This is a genomic window from Micromonospora sp. C41, from assembly GCF_018070485.1.
In the GTDB taxonomy this organism is placed as follows: Bacteria; Actinomycetota; Actinomycetes; order Mycobacteriales; family Micromonosporaceae; genus Micromonospora; species Micromonospora chalcea.
The window spans coordinates 177888-196617 of sequence record NZ_JAGPXP010000007.1; the positions used below are offsets into that span (position 1 = coordinate 177888).

Below are 18730 nucleotides of genomic sequence, written 5' to 3' on the forward strand. Positions count from 1 at the left end.
CTTATAGGCTGGCGGCGCTATGGACTCCCGTACCGGTCTCCCCGTCGTGGGCATGGTGGGTGGCGGCCAGCTCGCCCGGATGACCCACCAGGCCGCCATCGCCCTCGGCCAGTCGCTGCGCGTGCTGGCGCTCGCCCCGGACGACGGCGCCGCGCTGGTCGCCGCCGACGTCCAGTACGGCGACCACACCGACCTGGCCGCGCTGCGTACGTTCGCCAAGGGCTGCGACGTGGTCACCTTCGACCACGAGCACGTGCCGAACGAGCACATCCGCGCGTTGACCGACGAGGGCGTGAAGCTGTTCCCGCCGGCCGAGGCGCTGGTGCACGCGCAGGACAAGCGGGTGATGCGGGAACGGCTCGGTGAGCTGGGCGCGCCGAACCCGGCCTGGCGTCCGGTGGAGTCCCCGGCCGACCTGATCGCCTTCGGCGAGGAGACCGGCTGGCCGGTGGTGCTCAAGGCCGCCCGGGGCGGCTACGACGGGCGCGGCGTCTGGATGGTCGACGACGCCGGCGCGGCCGGTGAGCTGGCCGCCACGCTGCTCGCCGGTGGCACGCCGCTGCTGGTCGAGGAACGGGTGAAGCTGCGCCGGGAACTGGCCGTGCAGGTGGCCCGGTCGCCGTTTGGGCAGGTCGCCGCGTACCCCGTGGTGGAGACGGTGCAGCGCGACGGCATCTGCGTCGAGGTGCTGGCGCCCGCGCCCGACCTGCCGGAGGAGCAGGCCGTCGCCGCGCAGCAGCTCGCCATCGACCTCGCGACCGCGCTCGGTGTGGTCGGCCTGCTCGCGGTGGAGCTGTTCGACACGCCGTCCGGGCTGGTCGTCAACGAGCTGGCCATGCGGCCGCACAACTCCGGGCACTGGACCATCGAGGGGGCCCGGACCTCGCAGTTCGAGCAGCACCTGCGGGCGGTCCTCGACTACCCGATGGGGGACACCTCGCTGACCGCGCCGGTCGTGGTGATGGCGAACGTGCTCGGCGGCGAGCCGGGCGGCATCTCCATCGACGAGCGGCTGCACCACCTGTTCGCCGCCGAGCCCGGGGCCAAGGTCCACCTGTACGGCAAGCAGGTCCGCCCCGGCCGCAAGATCGGGCACGTCACCGTGCTCGGCAACGACCTTGAGGACGTACGGGCCCGGGCCGCGCGTGCCGCCCGCTGGCTCCAGGAGGGGCACTGATGAGCACCGTCGGGCTGATCATGGGCAGCGACTCGGACTGGCCGGTCATGCGGGCCGCCGCCGAGGCGCTGGACGAGTTCGGCGTGCCGTACGAGGTGGGCGTGGTCTCGGCGCACCGCACCCCGGGCAAGATGATCGAGTACGGCCGGGCCGCCGCCGGCCGGGGCGTTCAGGTGATCATCGCGGGCGCGGGCGGGGCGGCCCACCTGCCCGGCATGGTCGCCTCGGTCACCCCGCTGCCGGTGATCGGTGTCCCGGTGCCGCTGAAGTACCTGGACGGGATGGACTCGCTGCTGTCCATCGTGCAGATGCCGGCCGGTGTGCCGGTCGCCACCGTCTCGATCGGCAACGCCCGCAACGCCGGCCTGCTGGCGGTACGCATCCTGGGCGCCGCCGACCCGGTGCTGCGCGACAGGATGGTTGCCTACCAGGCGAGCCTGGAGGATCTGGTCGCCGAGAAGGAAGCCGCGCTGCGCGCCTCCCTCACCTGACCGTTCGTCACTCTTCGTGCTTAACTCGGTTGGTTGCTGAGCGTGACCGGCTGGGCGGGCGGCTGTTTGTGCCCTCCGCCGACTTTGCTCTGCAACCATCGACGCGGCGCGGCCTTGACCTGCGGTTCTGCGTTTCCTCGAAATTGGCTCCGCACCGGCACTCGTCACGGTGGGCGACCGTTGCCTCCGTGGCTGCAGAGCAAAGTCGGCAGAGAGGTGCCCCGCCCGCCCCGGCACTTCGACACGGAGTGTGACCGTACTGAACGGCCGGGGAGACGCCGCGAGCCGGCCGGGCAGGGTGCCGCGGACCGGCCGGCAGAGTGCCGCGGACCGGCCGGGTGAGGTGCCGCGGACCGGCGGGCACGCGGCCCGGCGGCGGGCGAGTCGGGCGCGAGTCGGGCGTGAGTCGGGCGGGCCCGGCACCGCCAGGCCCGATCGGCTCACCGCATGCCGCGCAGCGCGGTCTGCAGGCGCTCCTGGGCGCGGCGGCGACGCTCGTTGCTCGCGCCCAGCGCCAGCAGCACGATGCCGACCGGGATCAGCACCAGCCACGGGCCGAGGCTGAACAGCGCGTGCACGGCCGCGATCGCGGTCACCGCGGCGCCCACGATCACCGGGGCCTGCTGCCGGCTGGTCGAGCCGAAGATGAGCACCGCGACGGCGCCGAGCAGCAGCAGCACCTGGCGCAGCATGCTGGAGTCGGTGGCGATCACGATCGCCAGCGTGGGCAGGAAAGCGGTGACGAGCGCCGGGCCGTACGCCACCCAGCTCGACAGGTCGGGCCGGTGGCGCAGTTGCAGCACCCCGACCAGCAGGGCGAGCGCCGCGAACGGCAGCGTGTACGCCTCCGGCAGCGCCACGTCGGCCACCCGCATCAGGATCCACCAAGCGCTGATCTCGCAGGCCACTACCGCCCAGAACAGCAGGTTGCGCTCCATCGGCCGGCGCCCCGGACGGGTGGCCGCCACCCCGAGGACCGCACCCCACGCGGCCAGCAGCGCGGCGATGTGCCGGGGCGAGTCGTACGCCAGGGCCAGCGCGATGAGCGCCGCCCCGAAGCCGCTCCACTCGACGGTGGCCGCCTCCCGGTACGCCTCGGGGCGGCGCAGCCGGGGCAGCGTGGCGGCGAAGACCTGCAACGCCGCGCCGACAGCGAGTACCCCGAAGGCGGACCAGACCGCGGCGAGCCCGGACTTCAGGCCGACGGTGAGCACGAAGAGTTGCGCCATCAGCGAGCCGAACAGCCAGCCCAGGATGCGGGCGCGCTGGGTGGTGCCGAACAGCGCGGCGACGGCGCCCACGCCCACCGCGCCGCCGAGCGTGAACACGGTCAGGTCGCTGGTGGCGAGGCTGCCGGCCAGCCCGGCGCCACCGGCGGCCAGCCCGAGGGCGAAGACCAGCACCCGGGCCACCCGGATCGACCGGCCCGGCTCGGCCAGCGCCGGCGGTGGGGTCAGCGCCAGGCCGAGCATCGAGATGGTGAACACCGCCAGCGCGGCCAGCGCGGTCACCGGCCAGCCCCGGCCGAGCGCCACCGGCGTGATCAGCAGCGTGACCGCCGCCCCGGGCAGGATCACCGGCACCGCACGGGACCGCCGGCCCCCGCTGAACCCGGTGGCGGCGAGCGCCGCTGTCACTGTGAGCAGGAGCGCGGTGAGCACGTGGGTGGGATTCACCGCGTTCGCCGGCGGGGTCAGCAGCTCCGGTGGCGGCCCCTGCCACACCCGGCTCAGCACCGCGAACGGCGAGAACAACGCCACCACAAGCGCGGGCGCCAGTGTGGCCAGCGCCAGCGCGGTGGGCAACGCCGCGGCGGCGAGCGCGCCGGCGGCCGGGCTGACCCGCCAGCGCAGCACCGGATCGTCCGGGTCACGTCGCATCGCCCCGTTCAGCAGGACGGTCCAGCGGCGTACCGGCCGGGCCGAGCCGGCGGGCGGGACCGTGGCGGCCCGTACCAGTTCGGCGAGCACGCCGAGCAGCGCGGCGGCGGCGGCGAACACGCCCGCCGGCAGGCCGACCGCGAGCGCGGCGGCAGCGGTGACGGTGGCCGCGCCGACCACCGCCACGCTGGCGAACGGGAGGTACTGCGGCACGTACCGGCGCGCGGCCGCGATCGCGGCCAGACCGATGCTGGTGGCGGCCAGCGCGGCGGTCAGCACCACCTGGGGCGGGTGGCCGAACGCGGCGGCCAGGGCGGCCACCGCGCCGGGCAGGGCGAGCACCGCGGCGCCCGCGCCTGCGCCGCCCACCTGCACCAGGTGCGGCGGCATGCCCTCGGCGCGTACGTCGTCCACGAGCGACGGCGCGAGCGTACGGGCCAGGGCGGCCACCGTCGCCCCGATCAGCGCGATGCTGCCGAGCGCCAGCGCCGTGGTCCCCGGGCGGACCAGTCCCGCCCCGGCCGCGTGCAGCGCGACCACACCGGCCACCGTGGCCCGGGACAGCGAGGCCCGGGGATCGACAGCGGCCACGGCCGCCATGCCGTAGACAGTGGCCACCATTGCGCCCACCACCACCGGGGACCACCAGGGCAACTCGAACGCGGCCGGCGCGCCCACCGTGGCGAGCACGACGGCCAGGCCAGAAACGTCGTACTTCCACGGCGCCGGCAGCAGGACGGCGGCGGTCACCGCGAGCAGCACCAGCGCGACCGGTGCCTGCCAGGTCGAGCCGCCCGTCGGCGCGGCCGGCCACCCGCTCAGGTCCCCGGCCCAGATCGGGCCGGGGGTGGCCAGCACGCCGAGCCCGCCGCGCAGCGCGCTCCAGGCGGCGATCAGGCCGAGGAGCAGGCCACCGGCGGCGATGCCGAGGATCGGTCCGCGCCGCCACTCCTCCGGCAGCGCCCGGGCCGCCACCGCGACCAGCAGCACCAGCGCGGAGGCCACCACGAGCTGACCGCCGGGGGCGAGCACCGCGGCGATCCGGGCCAGTGTGGCGACGAGCGCCACGGTGGTGGCGGCCAGGGCCAGGTCGGACCCGTCCAGGGACATGTCGGCGCGGCGCCCCGCGTCGATGCGCGGCGCGAGCGCCAGCAGCGCGGCGGCGACCAGGAGCAGACTGCCCACCCAGGCGTCCGCCGAGGTCGCGCCCGGCGCTCCGAACGCGGCGGCGGCGACGGCCACCGTGCCGAGCACGGTGCCCAGCGCGTGCGGAATGCTCAGGTGCCGCTGCGCCACCTGCACCAGGGCGGCGTAGCCGAGCGTGACGCAGACGGCGAGGAAGCTCGCCGCGAGGATCGGAACGGTGATCTCGCGCAGGTTCGCCGGAGTGGCGATCGGCGGGGTCGGCGCGGTGGCGGCGACGAACGCGGCGACGGCGCCCGGCAGGGCGAACGCCGCGCCGCCGGCCGCCCAGGCGCAGACGGTGTCGGTCGCGGCGGCGGCGAGCCGGACCCGAGGGGCGAGGGAGACCAGCGCGCCGGCCAGGAAGAGCAGCGTCAGCGCCGCGGCGGTCAGCGCCGGCCGGGCGAGCGCGGCGCCGGCGCCGATCAGGCCCAGCCCGGCCGCGGTGACCGCGTGTGTCACCGCCGCGCGTTCGGTGCCGGCGCTCAGCCCGAGCACACCGACGACGACCGCGGTCAGCAGCATCGGCCAGCAGGCCGCCGCCCACCCCAGGCCGAGCGACGCGGGTACGGCGAGCGCGGTGAGCGCCGCGCCGACCACCGCGAACTCACGCCGGATCTCGGGCGGCAGCGCGATCACGGCGGCGACGGTGAGCAGCAGCGCGCTGGCGGCGAGCTGCCAGCCGGTCGGGCCGACCGCCCGGGCCAGCTCGGCGTGCCATCCGCTCAGGTCCGCCGACCAGGCCGGCAGCGCGGCCCGGAGCGGCGCCAGCCCGGCGCGCAGCGCGCCACCGGCGACCACCAGGCCGCTGACCGTGAGCGCCACCGCCGACGCGAGCTGCGGACCCCGCCGGGCCGCCTCCGGTACGGCCCGGACGGCGAGCCCGGTCAGCGCGATGACGGCGGAGATCAGCAGCAGGGACCGGCCCGGCAGGGCCACCGAGGCGACCCGGCCGAGCGCGCCGATCACCGCGAGCGTGAGGATGCCGGCGCCGACATCGGGCAGCGGCGGCCGGCGCAGCACGAGCGTGCCGGCCAGCGCGACCAGGGCGGCGAGCAGCAGCACCGCGCCCGATGCGGCGGCCGGCGGGACGGTGGCGGCGCGCAGCAGGCCGGTGACCGCGTACGCCAGCGCGACAGCGACCGCCACGCCGTGCAGCAGCCAGGTCAGCTCGGGCAGCCACGGCACCGGCCGGGCGGTGGCGGCCGGCTCCGGGGGAGCGTCCCCGCCGAGCACCTCGCCGACCTCCTCCGGCGCCGACTCGGGCCGGTCCTCGTCGGCGCGTTGCCGGGGCGGGACGGGCGGGGTCGGCGCGGTGGCGGGCAGGTCACGCCGGACCGGCCGCTCACGTACCACAGCGGAACGGACGAGCGCGAGGTCGAGCACGGCCACCACGGTGATCACCAGCGCCCAGCCGACCGGCCCGGTGATCCGCTCGTACGCCAGCAGCGGCAGCACCGGCTGGGCGGCCAGCACTGTGGCGAAGCGTGGCGCGCGCAGACCCGTCCCGTACGCGTACCCCAGGGCGACGAGCGTGGTGACCAGGAAGATCGTCCCGGCGAACGCGGCACCTGATCCGTCGCCGCCGATCCGGTCCACGGCCCAGAGCGCGTACCCGGCCAGCGGCACCAGCAGCAACCCGACCGCGGCGACGGTCTCGGCGGTGGAGGTCAGCCCGCGCCGGGCCAGGACCGGCGGGGCGACGAGCATCAGCGCCGTCGCCACCAGCAGTACGCCGAGACGCGCCAGCGCGTCCATCGAGCTGGTGGCCACCGCCGCGAAGACCACCGCGGCGACGCCGAGCAGGAGCGCGCCCAGCCCCAGCGGGATGTTCTGCACCTCGCGCGAGGACGCCTCGGGCGGGTGCTCCGGGTCGTCCGCATCGAGCCAGCGGGGGCGACCGCGCGGCGGCGACGGGGGCAGGTCCTCCGGCGGCCCGGGCGGCGAGGTGCCCTGGCGGGGCACCCGGGGCGGCGCGCCGGTGGCGGCGGTGGGCGGGCGGCGGCCGGGCCGGCGGCGCAGGACCCGGCGCGGCCGGGTGGCCTGCCGGACCCGTTCCTCACCGGCGTGCGCCAGGATGTCCCGCTGGAAGAGGGCGGCCTGCATCTTGGCGGCGATCTGCCGCTGTTCCCGGGCGATCTCGGCGTCGCGGGCCTTCATCTCGGCGATCGAGCGCTCGATGTCGGCCAGGTGCTCGGCCCACTGCGGCTGGTGCGCGCCGCAGTGCGGGCAGACGACGGCGGGCTTGATGTCCTGCCCGCACGAGGCGCACCTGAAGCTCTCCACGACAGTCTCCCGTCCGCCCGTGCCCTCGCACTGTGGACCTCCCAGAGGCAGCATGCCTTGAGTGGGCCGGGATTTCGACAGTTGCCGCCGCGTTCCGGACAACAAAAAGCGGACCGGCCGCCGGGAGACGTTCCCGGCGGCCGGTCCGCGCGGTCAGCGGATCAGGGGCGGCCCATGCCGCGGTACTCCCAGCCGGCCTGCGTCCACAGTGTGGAGTCGAGGCAGTTGCGCCCGTCGACCACTTTGCGGCCGTTGGCCAGCTCGCCCAGGGCCACCGGGTCGGCGTTGCGGAACTCGGCCCACTCGGTGAGCACGCAGACCAGGTCGGCGCCGCGGACGGCGTCGTTCATGGTCTCCTCGTACGTCAGCTCGGGCACCGCGCGGCGCGCGTTCTCGATCCCCTGCGGGTCGAACACGTGTACGTCGGCGCCGGCCTTGCCGAGCAGCGCGGCGACCGCGAGCGCCGGCGCGTCGCGTACGTCGTCGGTGTTGGGCTTGAACGTGGCGCCGAGCACCGCGACGCGGGTGCCGGACAGGTCCGGCCCGGCCGGGCCGGAGCGGCGGCCGAGCAGCTCGGCGGCGAGCTGCACGACGCGGCTGCGCCGGCGCAGGTTGATCAGGTCGACCTCGTGCAGGAAGCGCAGCGCCTCACCGGCGCCCAGCTCCTGCGCGCGGGCCTGGAAGGCGCGGATGTCCTTGGGCAGGCAGGCGCCGCCGAAGCCGAGTCCGGCCTGGAGGAAGCGGTTGCCGATGCGCGGGTCGTAGCCGATCGAGCGGGCCAGCTGGGTGACGTCGCCGCCGGCGGCCTCGCAGACCTCCGCCATCGCGTTGATGAAGGAGATCTTGGTGGCGAGGAACGCGTTCGCGGCGACCTTGACCAGCTCGGCGGTGGCGAAGTCGGTGACCACGAGCGGTACCTCGCGGTCCTCGGTGGCGGCGAGGTCGAAGACGCCCTTGTGCGCGGCGTAGAGCATGCCGTTTGCCCACTCGCTCTTGACGCCGACCACGATCCGGTTCGGACGCAGCACGTCGTCGACGGCGAAGCCCTCCTGGAGGAACTCGGGGCTCCACGCCACCTCGACGCCGAGGTCGGCCGGGCTGTGCTTGCCGACGAGCTGCTCCACCCACTCGGCGGTGCCCACCGGCACGGTGGACTTGCCGACGATCAGCGCCTTACGGGTCAGGTGCTGGGCCAGGCTGGTCACGGACGCCTCGACGTACGACAGGTCGGCGCCCATGCCGTCGGCCCGCTGCGGGGTGCCGACGCAGATGAAGTGGACGTCGCCGAAGTCGGCGGTCTCGTTGATGTCCGTGCTGAATCGCAGCCGGCCCGCGGCCAGGTTGCGCCGCAGCAGCTCGTCGAGGCCGGGCTCGTGGATCGGCACCTCACCGGCGTTCAGCTTGGCGATCTTGTCCGCGTCGACGTCGAAGCCGAGCACCTCGTAGCCCAGTTCGGCGTAGCAGATGGCGTAGGTCGCACCGAGGTAGCCGGTGCCGAGGAACGTCACCCGGGGGCGGGGGGCGCCGGACGGCGGGGTCACCGCGGCGATGGCGGGCATCGGCTGGGTGTTCGGGTACGGAATCGTCACGCCTGTCTTCTCCGCTCGCACTGGCGGCGCTTCCATGCGTCGCATTCTGCTGGGGGCGCCTGGGCCGGGCACCGAGGGAACTGAATTTCTGCTGTGAGGGTAGTGGGGCCGGGCGGGCGACGCTCGGGCGCGAGCCTACCCGCCGGTAAGGTCCGGCAGGGGCCGGTGGCTATCCTTCAGTTTGCGGCAGTCTTCGGCCCCCGGGCGGTACAGACTGCGCATGATAGCGGTGAAAGGGGAGGGCCGACATGGCCGCAGAGCAGTCGTTCGACGTCTACCGGTTGCCGGAGGAGCACGAGGCGATCCGGGAGGCGGTCCGTGAGGTCTGTGCGGCCAAGGTGGCACCGCATGCCGCTGAGGCCGATGAGACAGGTGAGTTCCCGAAGGCGTCCTACGAGGCGCTGCGGTCCGCCGACTTCCACGCCCCGCACATCCCGGTCGAGTACGGCGGCGCCGGCGCGGACGCGCTGGCCACGGCCATCGTGATCGAGGAGGTGGCGCGGGCCTGCGCCTCGTCCTCGCTGATCCCGGCGGTGAACAAGCTGGGCACCATGCCGCTGCTGCTGGCCGGCTCCGAGGAGCTGAAGCGCAAGTACCTGACTCCGGTAGCGGCCGGGGAGGGCATGTTCTCCTACTGCCTCTCCGAGCCGGAGGCGGGCTCCGACGCCGCCGCGATGACCACCAAGGCGGTACGCGACGGCGACCACTGGGTGCTCAACGGCGTGAAGCGGTGGATCACCAACGCGGGCGTCTCCGAGTACTACACCGTCTTCGCCGTGACCGATCCCACAGCCCGGTCGAAGGGCATCTCCGCCTTCGTCGTGGAGAAGTCCGACCCGGGCGTCAGCTTCGGTGCCCCGGAGAAGAAGCTCGGCATCAAGGGCTCGCCGACCCGCGAGGTCTACTTCGACAACGTGCGGATCCCGGCCGACCGCATGATCGGCGCCGAGGGCACCGGCTTCGCCACCGCCATGAAGACGCTGGACCACACCCGGGTCACCATCGCCGCGCAGGCCGTCGGCATCGCCCAGGGCGCGCTGGACTACGCCAAGGGCTACGTCCAGGAGCGCAAGCAGTTCGGCAAGCCGGTCGCCGACTTCCAGGGCATCCAGTTCATGCTCGCCGACATGGGCATGAAGCTGGAGGCGGCCCGGCAGCTCACGTACGCCGCCGCCGGCCGGTCCGAGCGCGGCGACGCGGATCTGACCTACTTCGGCGCGGCCGCGAAGTGCTTCGCGTCGGACGCCGCCATGGAGATCACCACCGACGCGGTCCAGTTGCTCGGCGGCTACGGCTACACCCGCGACTACCCGGTCGAGCGGATGATGCGGGACGCCAAGATCACCCAGATCTACGAGGGCACCAACCAGGTGCAGCGCATCGTCATGGCCCGTCAGTTGCTCAAGGGCTGACCGGAGGCGTTCGGGCGGGCGGGCCGGTGCACACCGGCCCGCCCGCGCTCGTTCAACGGCTCTCGGTGCCCTCCGGCCGGCCCGCGCCGCGCGGCGGGGCGGACCACGGCGACTCGCCGCCGGTACGGCGGGGCAGCGGCTCGGTCGGGCTCTCGGGGTACGCCAGCGTGAGCGGTGGCGTGTCCGGGTCCTTCGCCGGCGCCGGAGGCCAGTCGGTGAGCGTCGGCTTGTGCTCCACCGGCGAGGCGGCCGGGGTCAGCTCCGCCTCGGCCGGCGCGGGTGTGGCGGGACGCCGCCAGCGGCTCGTGCTGAACACGGCCATCAGCAGCAGCACGCCGATGAGGAACAGCGTGCCGTTGTCGAGCGGGTCGCGCAGCGGCAGCGGGTCACCGAGCAGCTTCAGGTCACCGGGCACCCGGTCCCGCACGCTGAACGGCGCGACGAACAGCCCGAGGTACGGGACCGCGAGCAGCAGGCCGGCCACGAGCGGGCCGAGCGGCGAGAAGCGCAACGTGCCGAGCAGGCCGAGCAGGATGCCGGCGACGCCCAGATAGACGGCCGGCTCGATCAGGTTCGGCGTGCTGTACGTCCCGATCTCCACCCAGCGGTCGACGGTCCGCTCAGATCCGTCCTGACCGAGCGTGACGAGCACCCAGGTGACGGGCGCCACCGCCAACCCGGCGAGGAAGCTCCAGAGATGTCGCATCCGCGCACCGTACCGTTTTCGGCATGACAGATCATCCCGCGGTCCCGCCGGGTAAACCGACCTCGTACTCCCGCGTCACGCTCAGTCGTATCATGACCGCGGTCGATGTCAATCTGTACGGGACCGTGCACGGTGGGGTACTGATGAAATTCGTGGACGACGTTGCCGGCGCGGCGGCGGCCCGGCACAGTGGCGGCACCGCGGTGACCGCCTCCATCGATGAGATCGTCTTCTCCGAGCCGGTCCGGGTGGGCGACCTCGTGCACGCGCACGCCCAGATCAACTGGACCGGCAGCACCTCGATGGAGGTCGGCGTGAAGGTGGTCGCCGAGCGCTGGGACTCGGCCGAGGAGGAACCGGTCCGGGTCGCCACCGCGTACCTGGTCTTCGTGGGCGTCGACGTGGGTGGCACGCCCCGTCCGGTCCGGCCGGTGCTGCCGGAGACGCCGGAGGACGAGCGCCGCTTCCGGGAGGCCGAGATCCGGCGGGCGCACCGGCTGGCCCGCCGCCGGGCGATCCAGGCCCACCGCGCCGGCTGAGGTGTAAGGAAGGGCCCCTTGTTAACGCCTCCGGTAGAGGAGGGGACCCCTATTAACACCCCCGCCGACACACGCCGCCTCCACCGGCGCCTGGACACCCGCGGAGGGCGAGGTGTTAACAAGGGGCCCTTCCTCTACCGGAGGCGTTAATAGGGGGCCCTTCCTTACACGCGGGCCACATGGGGTGGGGGTGCGGGGTGTGGGCGGGCCACGCCCCGTGCGCCGTGCCCGGCGCGGACAATGGCGGCACGAGGTAGGGCAAGATGGCGCCACGGCCCCGGCACACCGTCGTGGCAGGGCCTCAGGGAGGGTGGATCAGTGGCTGACGTGCTGTGGACGCCGCCGGCGGACGTGCGGGAGCGGTCCCGGATCGGTGACTACCTGCGCTGGCTGGCCGAGCACCGCGGGCTGGAGTTCGCCGACTACGACGCGCTGTGGCAGTGGTCGGTGACCGACCTGGAGGCGTTCTGGCGCTCGATCTGGGACTGGTTCGACGTGGTCGCGCACACCCCGCCGACGGCGACGCTGACCGACCGGGCCATGCCCGGCGCCCGCTGGTTCCCCGGCGCGACGCTCAACTACGCCGAGAACGTGCTGCGCATGCCGGGGCTGGGCGACGACGACCCGGCGGTGATCGCGCACGGGCAGACCCGCGCCCCGGAGACGCTCACCGCCGCCGAGCTGCGCGAGCGGGTCCGCCGGGTAGCGGCCGGGCTGCGCCGCCTCGGCGTGGGTGCGGGCGACCGGGTGGCCGCGTACGCGCCGAACATCCCGGAGACGTACGTCCTGCTGCTCGCCACCGCCAGCCTCGGCGCGATCTTCTCCTCCTGCGCGCCCGAGTTCGGCACCCGCAGCGTCACCGACCGCTGGCAGCAGATCGAACCGACGGTGCTGGTGGCAGTGGACGGCTACCGGTACGGCGACAAGCCTGTGGACAGGCGCGCCGAGGTGGCCGCGATCCGGGCCGCGCTGCCGTCGCTGCGGCACACGGTCGCCATCGCGTACCTCGATCCGGACGGCCCGGCCCCCGACGGCGCGTTGCCGTGGACGGAGCTGGCGGCGCCGACCGACGAGCCGTTGACGTTCACGCCGGTGGCGTTCGACCACCCGCTCTACGTGCTCTACTCCTCCGGCACCACCGGCCTGCCCAAGCCGATCGTGCACGGCCACGGCGGCATCCTGCTGGAACACCTCAAGATGCTGGCGCTGCACCACGACCTGGGTCCGTCCGACCGGTTCCTGTGGTTCACCACGACCGGCTGGATGATGTGGAACTTCCTGGTCTCCGGCCCGGCGGTGGGCGCGGCGATCGTGCTGTTCGACGGCAACCCGGGCCACCCCGACCTGGGCGCGCTGTGGCGGCTGGCCGCCGACACCGGCACCACGTACTTCGGCACGTCCGCGCCGTTCCTGCTGGCCTGCCGCAAGGCCGGCCTGGTGCCGCGCGAGGTCGCCGACCTGTCCGCGGTGCGCGGCCTCGGCTCGACCGGCGCGCCGCTGCCGGCCGAGGGCTTCACCTGGGTGTACGAGAACGTGAGCGACCGCCTCCAGCTCCAGTCGCTGTCCGGCGGCACTGATGTGTGCACCGGGTTCGTCGGCGGCGTGCCGCTGCTGCCGGTGTACGCGGGGGAGATCGCCTGCCGGGCGCTGGGCGCGAAGGTGGAGGCCCGCTCGGCCGACGGCAGCGCGGTGATCGGGCAGCTCGGCGAGCTGGTGATCACCGAGCCGATGCCGAGCATGCCGGTCGGGTTCTGGAACGACAGGGACGGCGCGCGCTACCGGGAGGCGTACTTCGAGGTCTATCCCGGGGTGTGGCGGCACGGCGACTGGATCACCGTGAACGAGCGCGGCGGGTGCGTGATCACCGGCCGGTCCGACGCCACGCTCAACCGGGGCGGCGTACGCCTCGGGACGGCCGAGTTCTACTCGGTGGTCGAGGGGCTGGACGAGGTGGTCGACTCGGTGGTCGTGCACCTGGAGGACGACGAGGGCGGCGCGGGTGAGCTGCTGCTGTTCGTGGTGCTCGCCGAGGGCCTGGAACTCGACGACGACATGCGTAAGAAGATCTGCCGGGAGCTGCGTACCGCGCTGTCGCCGCGGCACGTGCCGGACGAGATCCACCAGGTCCGGGCCGTGCCGAGAACGTTGAGCGCCAAGAAGCTGGAGGTCCCGGTCAAGAAGATCCTCACGGGTACCCCGGTGGACAGCGCGGCGGCCAAGGGCGCCCTGGCCAACCCCGAGTCCCTGACGGCGTTCGCCGCTCTGGCCCAGCGCCGGTCCACCACCGACAGCCCCGTCTCGCCTCGCTGATCCCGCCGTCCCCGCCGACCCGCCCGTTGATCTTGCACTTTCTGCCCCGGCGAACGGGGCGAATCACCCGCCCCGAGGGCCGAAACTGCAAGATCGACGGGGAGAGGGCGGGCGAGGGTCAGGGCAGGGTGTGGGTGGTCTTCTCGGTTTCGGCGCGGGAAGCCAGGCGGGTCGGGTCGGGGTGGGCGCACGCCACCACGCTGGCTCCTGCCGTGAGCGGGGTGAGCAGCCAGTCGACCGGGTCGGGGTGGGTGGTCACGTCTACCAGGAGGCGGTCGCCCTGGGTCAGGCCCAGCTCGGTGGCGCGGGCCGTCGCGCGGGCCAGCAGCGCCGCGTCCCCCTCGCCACCCTCGGGGTACGGCGTGAAGTGGTCGCCGTGTCCGCGTACCGCCGTCACGAAGTCGGCGTAGCCGGCGGGCACCTGCCGCATCGGCAGCGCGAACGGGTCGAGCGCCAGCGCGTACCGCTCGCCGGCCGGCCACCCGGCTGCCCCGTCCGCCCGGTCGGCGGCCACGAACAGCACCTCCACCGGCCCCGGCGCGTCGGTCACCGTCAGTTTCGCCGACCAGCAGCCGAGCAGCACGGCGGCGGTCTGCCAGTGCGGCGGCAGCAACACGCCGACCGGGTCGCCCGGCGCGGCGCCGATCTCGTCGGTGAGCAGGTTCGCGGTCTTCGCCACCCAGTTCGCAAGCGTCGCGCCGGACAGTTCGGTGCGCTCGCCGGTGGCGTCGTCGTACCAGGTCAGCAGCGGTCGGGTGGGGTCCGGCGCGATCGCGTCGGCGAACACCCGGGCAATGTTGTCGGCCATCGGCGCGAACGATACGCGCCCCGCGTGCGTACTCGATGACAACGTCAAGTCGGCGTACCGTCGGGTCGCGGTCAGCGTTGTGCGCCCGGCGCGGCGTACGCTTGCCGACAGTGTTCTTCCCCACAACTGCGCCATCTGAGGAGCCGCCCCGTGACCGCCGGTCGCCCGCCCCGCGTTCTCATCGACGCCACGAGTGTCCCCGCCGACCGTGGCGGCGTCGGTAGATACGTCGACGGACTGCTCGGCGCGCTGGGCCGGGTCTGCGGCACCGGCGTCGACCTGGCGGTGGTGAGCCTCCGCACCGACCTGGAGCGCTACACCCGGATGCTGCCGGGCGCCGAGGTGATCCCCGCCCCGGCGGCGGTGGCGCACCGGCCGGCGCGGCTGGCCTGGGAGCAGACCGGCCTGCCGCTGCTGGCCCAGCAGGTGGGCGCGGAGGTGCTGCACTCGCCCTTCTACACCTGTCCGCTGCGGGCCGGATGCCCGGTGACGGTCACCGTGCACGACGCGACGTTCTTCACCGAGCCGGAGCACTACGACAAGTCGCGCCGGACGTTCTTCCGCAGCGCCATCAAGACCTCGCTGCGGCGGGCCGGCCGGGTGATCGTGCCGAGCAAGGCCACCCGGGACGAGCTGATCCGGCTGCTGGACGCCGACCCGACCCGGATCGACGTCGCCTATCACGGCGTCGACCAGGACGCCTTCCACGCGCCCGGCGACGAGGAGAAGGCGCGTGTGCGGGCTCGCCTGGGTCTGGGCGACAGCAGCTACGTCGCGTTCCTCGGGGCCAAGGAGCCGCGCAAGAACGTACCCAACCTGATCCGCGGCTGGGCGCGGGCGGTGGCCGACCGGCCGAACCCGCCGGCGCTCGTGGTCGCGGGCGGTCAGGGGCACGACGACGACATCGACCGCGCGGTGGCCGAGGTGCCGTCGCACCTGCGGCTGCTGCGCCCGGGCTACCTGCGTTACGCCGATCTGCCCGGCTTCCTCGGTGGCGCGCTCGTGGCCGCCTACCCCTCCTACGGCGAGGGCTTCGGCCTGCCGATCCTGGAGGCGATGGCGTGCGCGGCCCCGGTGCTCACCACGCCGCGCCTGTCCCTGCCCGAGGTGGGCGGCGACGCGGTGGCGTACACCAGCGAGGACCCGGACCAGATCGCCGCCGACCTGGCCGCTCTGCTGGACGACGAGCCGCGGCGGCTCTCGCTGGCAAAGGCCGGGTTCGACAGGGCCAAGGAGTTCACCTGGGAGTCCAGCGCGGACGTGCACATCGCGGCCTGGCGACGGGCCCGGTCCTGAGGGCCGGCGGGACGGCCCCGGCCGACCGACCGTGACGACTCGCCCGCTTCGGGCATGATGTGCTGATGTTCTACGCCGTCATCCCGGCGGGTGGCAGTGGCACACGGTTGTGGCCGCTGTCCCGTGCCGGCCATCCCAAATTCCTCCACCCGCTGACCGGCACGCCGGCCTCGCTCCTGCAGGCCACTGTCGACCGGTTGTCGCCGTTGACCACACCGGAGCGCACGCTCGTGGTCACCGGGGCCGCGCACGCCGCGGCGGTGGCCCGGCAGCTGGCCGGCGTGCCGGAGGAGAACATCCTGGTCGAGCCGTCGCCCCGCGACTCCTGCGCGGCGATCGCGCTGGCCGCCGCGGTGATCGCCGCGCGTACGCCGGACGCGGTGATGGGCTCGTTCGCCGCCGATCACCTGATCGGCGACCCGGCCCGGCTGGCGGAGGTGGTACGGCAGGCCATCCGCGGCGCGGAGCAGGGGCTGCTGATGACGGTGGGCATCACCCCGACCCGCCCGGAGACCGGCTACGGCTATCTGGAGACCGGCGACCCGGTGGGGGACGGCACGCTGCGCCCGGTACGCGAGTTCAAGGAGAAGCCGGCCGCCGAGGTGGCCGAGGTCTACGTCAACTCCGGCCGGCACCTCTGGAACGCCAGCATGTTCGTCTGGCGGGTGGACGTCTTCCTCGCCGAGCTGGCCCGCCAGGAGCCGGAGCTGCACGCCGGGATCACCGCCATCGCGGCGGCGTGGGGCACCCCGGAGCAGGACGACGTGCTGGGCCGGGTCTGGCCGACGCTGCCCCGGATCTCGGTCGACTACGCGGTCATGGAGGGCGCGGCGACGGCGGGCCGGGTGGGCACCGTGCCGGGTGACTTCGGCTGGAACGACGTCGGTGACTTCCACACGCTCGGCGAGGTGCTGCCGGCCGACGGCGCCGGCAACGTGGTGCTGGGCGGCGACGCCAAGCCGGGCGTGCTGCTGCACGACACCACCGGCACGGTCGTGGTGTCGCACTCCGGCCGGCTCGTCGCCACCGTGGGGGTGCACGACCTGATCGTGGTGGACACCCCGGACGCGCTGCTGGTCTGCCCGCGTGACCGCGCGCAGGACGTGAAGAAGGTCGTGGACGAGCTGAAGGAACGCGGCGAGGAGGGCCTGGTCTGATCCGGCCGGTGCGGCCGCCCGCTTCCGGTCAGCGGGCGGCGCAACGGGCCAGCACGGCGAGCGCCGGTGGCACCAGCTGGGCCGTCGCGTGGGCGAGCGGCTCGGGCAGCCGGTCCGGCGGGAACCAGCCGAGCGCCTCGGACTCCGCGCTCACCTGCTCGACCGCCCCGGCCGGGGCCAGCACCGCGTACCGGACGTCGTAGTGGAACGACCCGCCCTGGCAGGCGACCTGGTGGATGTCCACGTCGATCGGTTCCGGCTCGATCGTCAGACCGGCGATGCCGGACTCCTCGGTGGCCTCGCGCAGCGCGGCCGCCACCAGCGTCCGGTCGCCCGGCTCGCAGTGCCCGCCGAGCTGCACCCACCTGCGGATCTTGCCGTGCAGGCAGAGCAGCACCCGGCCGTCCGGGTCGAGCACGAGCGCGCTGGCGGTGACGTGCCCCGCCCGGTGTGTCCGGCTCATCGCCGCCGGCCCGTCGGCCAGCAGCGCCAGCGTCCGGTCCCGGGCGGCGCCGGCGGCCGGGCTGGTCGCCGTCCAGCGGCTCAGCGCCGCGACGGCGTCGGCGTGCAGGTCGGCGTACGTGGTGAGATCGGTGTCGGGCACCCGGACACTCTACGAGCGCCACCACGGTACGCCGGCGCGGCGACCCACCTGCGGATGAGCGAAGGCCGGGCGGCACCCCTGCGACGATGTCGCAGACCCTCGTGGTGCCGCCCGGCCACGCCCGTCAGCCGGCGACCGGGTCGAGACTGCGCCCCGGCGTCGGCGGGCAAGGAAGAGTTTGCCGAACCGGTCACCTCACCGTCGAGGTCTTTCACCTCAGGCTTAAAGATGGAGATTACTGCCGGCGGGTAAAGTCGAGCCGTGGCGGGCACCCCCGCCGTCCGCACGGGAGCACTCCATGTTGAAGATCGTTTTCTCGGGCGAAGACGTCCTGCGGACCCGGGTCGCCCCGCGCGCGGACCCGCTCTGGGAGCTGGTTCTCAGCCTGCACCTGCTCCAGGGGCGCAGCCGCGACCCGATGATGACCACATGGCGACGGACCGTGGCGCACGGGCTGCGCACCGACAGCGACGCCGAGCAGTACCGCCTGCTCCTCGCGCTCAACCCGCCGCGCGGCTACTTCCCCGACTTCCTCACCCCGTTCGCCAGCCGGGAGGGCTTCGAGGTGGGGCTGGACGCGGTCCGCGGCACCCCTACGGACATGCTGCGCCGCGACCTGACCCGGCTCGCCGAGGAGACCACGTTGCCGCCCTCGGCGACGGCGCTCGCCCGGGGTGAGCCGGAGACACTGCACCACCTCACCGACTCCATGGCGCGATACCAGTCGCTGGCCGTCACGCCGTACTGGGCCCGGGTGCAGGCAGCGGTCGAGGCGGACCGGGCCCGGCGTGCCCGCGCCATGCTCGACGGCGGCGCCGAAGGGCTGCTGGCCAGCCTGCGGCCGAACATGCGGTGGAACTCCGGCGTGCTGGAGGTGCTCGACTATCCGGACACCCGGGAACTGCACCTGGACGGGCGCGGGCTGCTGCTCGTCCCGTCGTTCTTCTGCTCGCGTACCCCGGTGGCGCTCGTCGACCCGACCCTGCCGCCGGTGCTCGTCTACCCGGTGGACCGGCTGGCCGGCCTGACACCGGCGTCCGGCGCCGCCGGGTCACCCCAGGGCGAGGCGCTCGCGGCCCTGATCGGCCGCACCCGGTCGCGGGTGCTGCATGCCGCCGACGAGGGCTGCACGACCGGCGAGATGGCCCGCCGGCTGCACATCTCCGCCGCCGCGGCCAGCCAGCACACCACAGTGCTGCGCAACGCCGGGCTGCTGGTCAGTCAGCGCGAGCGCAACACCGTCCTGCACACGCTGACGCCGCTGGGCCGAGCCGTCCTCGACGCCTGACCTCC

At 74.1% G+C, this 18730-nt stretch carries 13 protein-coding genes; 8 read left to right on the forward strand and 5 right to left on the reverse strand.

The features are described from left to right. Nucleotides 1–19 precede the first annotated feature (19 nt). Nucleotides 20–1177, forward strand: coding sequence for a 5-(carboxyamino)imidazole ribonucleotide synthase (locus KBX43_RS10870; protein WP_210869444.1), 1158 nt, complete (start codon nucleotides 20–22; stop codon nucleotides 1175–1177). Beyond that, nucleotides 1177–1668, forward strand: a complete 492-nt coding sequence (gene purE, locus KBX43_RS10875; RefSeq protein ID WP_210884237.1) for a 5-(carboxyamino)imidazole ribonucleotide mutase — start codon at nucleotides 1177–1179, stop codon at nucleotides 1666–1668. The genes KBX43_RS10870 and purE overlap by 1 nt, the downstream gene beginning before the upstream one ends. Before the next feature lie 440 nt (nucleotides 1669–2108). Here the strand turns inward: purE and KBX43_RS10880 are convergent, their stop codons facing one another. Next, nucleotides 2109–7016, reverse strand: coding sequence for an SCO7613 C-terminal domain-containing membrane protein (locus KBX43_RS10880; RefSeq protein WP_210884239.1), 4908 nt, complete (start codon nucleotides 7014–7016; stop codon nucleotides 2109–2111). 161 nt (nucleotides 7017–7177) lie between these two features. Further along, nucleotides 7178–8605 (reverse strand): UDP-glucose/GDP-mannose dehydrogenase family protein, encoded by a 1428-nt coding sequence (locus KBX43_RS10885; RefSeq protein WP_043326489.1) that lies wholly within the window; start codon nucleotides 8603–8605, stop codon nucleotides 7178–7180. Between the two features lie 248 nt (nucleotides 8606–8853). Between KBX43_RS10885 and KBX43_RS10890 the strand changes: the two genes are divergently transcribed. Further along, complete coding sequence (locus KBX43_RS10890) at nucleotides 8854–10017, forward strand: acyl-CoA dehydrogenase family protein (RefSeq protein ID WP_043326488.1); 1164 nt, start codon at nucleotides 8854–8856, stop codon at nucleotides 10015–10017. 52 nt (nucleotides 10018–10069) lie between these two features. On the opposite strand, the gene KBX43_RS10895 is transcribed toward KBX43_RS10890, so the two are convergent. Further along, a complete protein-coding gene (locus tag KBX43_RS10895; protein WP_209960076.1) occupies nucleotides 10070–10723 on the reverse strand; it encodes a hypothetical protein in 654 nt (217 codons plus the stop codon). 23 nt (nucleotides 10724–10746) lie between these two features. Between KBX43_RS10895 and KBX43_RS10900 the strand changes: the two genes are divergently transcribed. Together KBX43_RS10900 and KBX43_RS10905 are read left to right on the forward strand one after the other, a co-directional pair. After that, the gene (locus KBX43_RS10900; protein WP_030501344.1) at nucleotides 10747–11262 is read left to right on the forward strand and encodes an acyl-CoA thioesterase; all 516 of its coding nucleotides are present in this window, start codon (nucleotides 10747–10749) and stop codon (nucleotides 11260–11262) included. Between the two features lie 318 nt (nucleotides 11263–11580). After that, a complete protein-coding gene (locus KBX43_RS10905) occupies nucleotides 11581–13572 on the forward strand; it encodes an acetoacetate--CoA ligase (RefSeq protein WP_043326486.1) in 1992 nt (663 codons plus the stop codon). A gap of 118 nt (nucleotides 13573–13690) precedes the next feature. Here the strand turns inward: KBX43_RS10905 and KBX43_RS10910 are convergent, their stop codons facing one another. After that, complete coding sequence (locus tag KBX43_RS10910; protein WP_210884241.1) at nucleotides 13691–14380, reverse strand: TIGR03089 family protein; 690 nt, start codon at nucleotides 14378–14380, stop codon at nucleotides 13691–13693. A gap of 150 nt (nucleotides 14381–14530) precedes the next feature. On the opposite strand from KBX43_RS10910, the gene KBX43_RS10915 reads away from it, so the two are divergent. Together KBX43_RS10915 and KBX43_RS10920 are read left to right on the forward strand one after the other, a co-directional pair. Then, nucleotides 14531–15676: a glycosyltransferase family 1 protein gene (locus tag KBX43_RS10915; RefSeq protein WP_030501347.1), complete on the forward strand. Its 1146-nt coding sequence runs from the start codon at nucleotides 14531–14533 to the stop codon at nucleotides 15674–15676. Between the two features lie 65 nt (nucleotides 15677–15741). Then, the gene (locus tag KBX43_RS10920) at nucleotides 15742–16833 is read left to right on the forward strand and encodes a mannose-1-phosphate guanylyltransferase (RefSeq protein WP_043330633.1); all 1092 of its coding nucleotides are present in this window, start codon (nucleotides 15742–15744) and stop codon (nucleotides 16831–16833) included. 28 nt (nucleotides 16834–16861) lie between these two features. On the opposite strand, the gene KBX43_RS10925 is transcribed toward KBX43_RS10920, so the two are convergent. Then, entirely contained in the window at nucleotides 16862–17437 is a 576-nt protein-coding gene (locus tag KBX43_RS10925) for an NUDIX hydrolase (RefSeq protein WP_210884243.1), read from the reverse strand. A 298-nt stretch (nucleotides 17438–17735) separates the two neighbouring features. Between KBX43_RS10925 and KBX43_RS10930 the strand changes: the two genes are divergently transcribed. Then, nucleotides 17736–18725: a helix-turn-helix transcriptional regulator gene (locus KBX43_RS10930; RefSeq protein ID WP_043326482.1), complete on the forward strand. Its 990-nt coding sequence runs from the start codon at nucleotides 17736–17738 to the stop codon at nucleotides 18723–18725. Nucleotides 18726–18730: the final 5 nt, after the last annotated feature.

Bases quoted from the DNA above. Each gene is read 5' to 3' on its own strand.
- KBX43_RS10870 (WP_210869444.1), top strand. From the start codon at position 20: ATGGACTCCCGTACCGGTCTCCCCGTCGTGGGCATGGTGGGTGGCGGC.
- purE (WP_210884237.1), top strand. From the start codon at position 1,177: ATGAGCACCGTCGGGCTGATCATGGGCAGCGACTCGGACTGGCCGGTC.
- KBX43_RS10890 (WP_043326488.1), top strand. From the start codon at position 8,854: ATGGCCGCAGAGCAGTCGTTCGACGTCTACCGGTTGCCGGAGGAGCAC.
- KBX43_RS10895 (WP_209960076.1), bottom strand. From the start codon at position 10,723: ATGCGACATCTCTGGAGCTTCCTCGCCGGGTTGGCGGTGGCGCCCGTC.
- KBX43_RS10900 (WP_030501344.1), top strand. From the start codon at position 10,747: ATGACAGATCATCCCGCGGTCCCGCCGGGTAAACCGACCTCGTACTCC.
- KBX43_RS10910 (WP_210884241.1), bottom strand. From the start codon at position 14,380: ATGGCCGACAACATTGCCCGGGTGTTCGCCGACGCGATCGCGCCGGAC.
- KBX43_RS10920 (WP_043330633.1), top strand. From the start codon at position 15,742: ATGTTCTACGCCGTCATCCCGGCGGGTGGCAGTGGCACACGGTTGTGG.
- KBX43_RS10930 (WP_043326482.1), top strand. From the start codon at position 17,736: ATGTTGAAGATCGTTTTCTCGGGCGAAGACGTCCTGCGGACCCGGGTC.